The 3,522-nt window shown below is 32.1% G+C and carries 4 protein-coding genes; all 4 read right to left on the bottom strand.

Going from position 1 to position 3,522, the window contains the following annotated elements:
• Positions 1-249: 249 nt before the first annotated feature.
• The 4 genes from G6047_RS00435 to G6047_RS00420 all read right to left on the bottom strand — a co-directional run bounded on the left by G6047_RS00435 (position 250) and on the right by G6047_RS00420 (position 3,374).
• Positions 250-942 (bottom strand): hypothetical protein, encoded by a 693-nt coding sequence (locus tag G6047_RS00435; protein ID WP_169525351.1) that lies wholly within the window; start codon positions 940-942, stop codon positions 250-252.
• 160 nt (positions 943-1,102) lie between these two features.
• Positions 1,103-1,450, bottom strand: a complete 348-nt coding sequence (locus G6047_RS00430; RefSeq protein WP_169525349.1) for a hypothetical protein — start codon at positions 1,448-1,450, stop codon at positions 1,103-1,105.
• A 607-nt stretch (positions 1,451-2,057) separates the two neighbouring features.
• Positions 2,058-2,576, bottom strand: coding sequence for a hypothetical protein (locus tag G6047_RS00425; protein ID WP_169525348.1), 519 nt, complete (start codon positions 2,574-2,576; stop codon positions 2,058-2,060).
• 159 nt (positions 2,577-2,735) lie between these two features.
• Positions 2,736-3,374: an 8-oxoguanine DNA glycosylase OGG fold protein gene (locus tag G6047_RS00420; RefSeq protein ID WP_169525346.1), complete on the bottom strand. Its 639-nt coding sequence runs from the start codon at positions 3,372-3,374 to the stop codon at positions 2,736-2,738.
• Between the last annotated feature and the right edge of the window lie 148 nt (positions 3,375-3,522).

The following is a 3,522-nucleotide window of genomic DNA, read 5'->3' as shown; positions in this document are numbered from 1 at the left end:
ATAACTTGATCATAGCCTGAGTCATCTTTTAATCTAATAATTTTCATAAGTTTTTATTTTATCTTTTTTAAATACTTAAATGCTGCTTAAAGCGATTTTTTCTGAAATGGCAGGTAACGTTTCGCCGGTTGGCTCCGGTGCGGCCTTTCAGAGATAATTGTCTCGGCTGGACGTAAATGTAGTTAAAAAATGGCTGATTCAATCACTTGAAGGCAGCACTGGTGCTAACCGGCTGTTAGTGGCTGCCTATTATTTAGTCAAAGACAATAAATATTCTGTCAACGTTGCCTTATCCGGATTTCCGAAATATGCCCAAATAATATTAGCAATTAAATTTAAAAGAATTGACCCAACAACAATCCCGATTAGGCCAAAAAAACCTTTACGATTTGCACTTTTTTGATAATTCATAATAAGCCGCTTTTCTTCTTCAGATAAATTTTTCGCGGTTTCATACTCACTCAATTTGGAGGCTATTGAAGAATCAAGTTCCTTAGCCACATTTCCTTTTTCTGTAATCTCAGAATCTTTTGATTCGAGCTCAAGCGCAAGATTCTCAATTGCTGAAATTGAAGATTTAATTTTTGCTAAAGTTTCATTTAAGTCAGTTTTAATCTTTTTACTATCAACAGCAATCATTTCACCTTTGTCAACGATTTGAATATTTCTGCCAACAGTAAATGAAATATAAATTAAGATTAAATATAAAAAGAAAGGTATTGGAACTATATTATCCATTATAAAAATTAAGACAATAGAAACGATAAGTGATACTATATTATTTTTAGTGGTAATTATCTTGGTTTTCCCGAGATGAAGTGTTATAATTTTATTCTTGTCGTTACTAATTTTAGAAACTTTTATTAGAAGCGGAAGCATAAAAATGATTGGAACTAAAATCAGAATCGAAAAGTAGAGTATCACTTCTAAAGTGTTGTTCATTTGATATGGTTTTATGGTTGCCACTAACGTTTCGCCGGTAAAAGAAGGCGCGGCCTTAAGAAATAGTACTCTCGGCTGACCGTAAATTTACTTAAAAATGTATGGTGCAACAACCTGAAAGCAGCGCTTTTTTTTACCGGCTGTTATAAGCAGATTTTCTTTAAAAAGGAAGTGAATATAGTAATTTATATTTCTTATCTGATTTCCCTATTTTTATAATTTTATTGTCTTTTTCTAAAAATACTGCATCTGGATGAAAGTCCACGAGTCTTCCAACATGTTCATGCTCTGCATAAATATCTTCTCCAAGGACTACGGTATCGTTATTTAGTTTATAAGTTTTAGTGTATGGTTCAATAGTATTGCTAACTACAAATTGATTTTTTGACTCCAATTTATTAATCCTATTACTAATCTCATTTAGTGACTCCATTATAAGCTGTGACTCTAGCGAAATTTCTTGACCATTTTTGATTTCTGCAGGTTTTATTGACAAAAGTTGTATCAAAGAATTTACATCATCATTTTGGTTTTCATATGTATCCTGTAATGTTCGTGAAATATTTATAATATTTTTTTGTACTTCGTCAACTCTGAGATTCGAATCGTAATCAATAGTTCTAATTCCTTGAATATCAAAAATTTTAGTCGTTTTGATATCTTTTATTAGGACCGATTTTTTGTTAAAAGCTTGCCTAATACCTAACTCATAAAGTACATTGGGATTTTTTGAGCTTAAATCACATAAAACTAGATCTGATTCAATTATTTTTCTAACTATGCCAATTACAATATAGTTTGTTTTAAATTCATCATCCGCTCTGATAGGTTTAAATCCTGCTTTTTCACATGCAGGTTTATCAGATGCTGGTATACTCGAGTGAAATGCCCTTTTTCATAACCTTCTTGATCGGATATTGGCATGATAATAAAACAACTCTTTTGGTCTTTTTCCATTTTGCTCATTAAATTTGCTTATAACGTTTCGCCGCTAAGCGAGGTTACGGACTTCCGAAGATTACAGCATCGGCTGTACGTAAAGTTACTTAAAAAATGGCAAGTTGTTGAACATGAAAGCAGTAATCTCGTCTTAGCGGCTGTTACGCGACGATTTATTAATCCTCATTTGTGAGATTTGTATAAAACCTCATACCCATTACTTCTTTTTGAGTTTCTTTTTTGTATTGATCAACTATAGCTTTTAAATTTTTATACGACCAGTCATTAAACTTATTGATGTAGTAATATTTATTGTCGTAGTAAAATTCTATGCAGTATCTATGATGGTTTTTACCTAAATCTTCTTTTTGAATTTCTAATACTACGTCCGATATTGGGAATATATCTTTAAAGAATTTGTTATAATCTAAACCAATTAATTCAATTGTATCGTTAGTAAATTTAACTTCGTTAATAACTGTTCTGGTAATTTGTGATTGATAATATATTCCATAGCAAGCCGTGATTAGGAAAATTACTAATATTATAATTTTGAGATTAAAAGATAACTGATCTGCGAATTTTCCTTGAAAAAGGTATAGATAAGAAATAGCAAATCCCAATGGAATTATTAATAATGATCTTAGAAATCTGAAATTGTAAGAGCTTGGTCTGCCTTTAAATGATATTTCCATGTGAGCTTCAAAATTGTCGCGTAACGCTTCGCCGCTTCAACGCAGTTGCGGCTTTCGGAGATTTTACTCTCGGCTTATCGTAAAAGTACTGAAAAAATGAAAGGTTCAACAAAACGAAAATAGCAATTGCGGTGAGCGGCTGTTATGGCGAGTGTCTTTTTAGAATTCTTGTTTAAATAAAAACATTTCAAGTGATTCTGGTTCCAAATTATATTTCTGAGAATAGTTGTGAATCATAGAATTATACAACTTGTAGTGAGCAAATTTTGAGGAAGGATTTATTTCTACGATTTCAAATATTTCAGGTAAAGACGTCAATTTTACTAATGATCTGGCTACACGTATATCGAAAATCAAAGCGTAATCTTTGTAGTCGCAAGCTCGTGTGGCGAAGTATAAAACTTTAGATATATAACTTATACTTAAGCCCTGAATCGATTTGAGACTCTTATATGCAAATTCCAAGTCGTTCGTTTCTATAGCGTTTAACGCATTTATTATTTTCTCGCGATTTTCAAGTCCGATGTAATTATTTGTTCTAAAAGTTCCATATCCGGTATCTGAAAATCCCCATACCATTGTTAGTAAAAATGCAGTTTCCCATCCTAAAGTTCCTGAATAGAACTGTTTGTATGCGTTGATAATGTCTTGTCTAGAAATTTCTTTTTCTTCAAAGTCTGAAATGAAACGTTTATAAGCTTCATTTAGCTTAAGCCATTTATCTTTTTTATAAGTGAATTTAGAATCTGATAATGGTTTTAGATTCCTTATAGTTTCAGTGTAATTTGAAATGTTCATTCAGTTCGTGATTTTGACATTTGCCATAACGTTCCGCGGCTAAGCGAGGTTGCGGTTTTCGGAGAAAGTTGGCTCGGCTAACCACGATGGAAGTTAAGAAAAAACTTGGTACAATGATCGAGTAGGAGCAATCTTGCTTAGCCGCTGT

It is taken from the genome of Flavobacterium silvaticum, from assembly GCF_012911565.1.
GTDB classification, from domain to species: Bacteria; Bacteroidota; Bacteroidia; order Flavobacteriales; family Flavobacteriaceae; genus Flavobacterium; species Flavobacterium silvaticum.
This window is presented reverse-complemented; position numbering and strand designations above follow the sequence as displayed.

Bases quoted from the DNA above. Each gene is read 5' to 3' on its own strand.
- G6047_RS00435 (WP_169525351.1), bottom strand. From the start codon at position 942: ATGAACAACACTTTAGAAGTGATACTCTACTTTTCGATTCTGATTTTA.
- G6047_RS00425 (WP_169525348.1), bottom strand. From the start codon at position 2,576: ATGGAAATATCATTTAAAGGCAGACCAAGCTCTTACAATTTCAGATTT.
- G6047_RS00420 (WP_169525346.1), bottom strand. From the start codon at position 3,374: ATGAACATTTCAAATTACACTGAAACTATAAGGAATCTAAAACCATTA.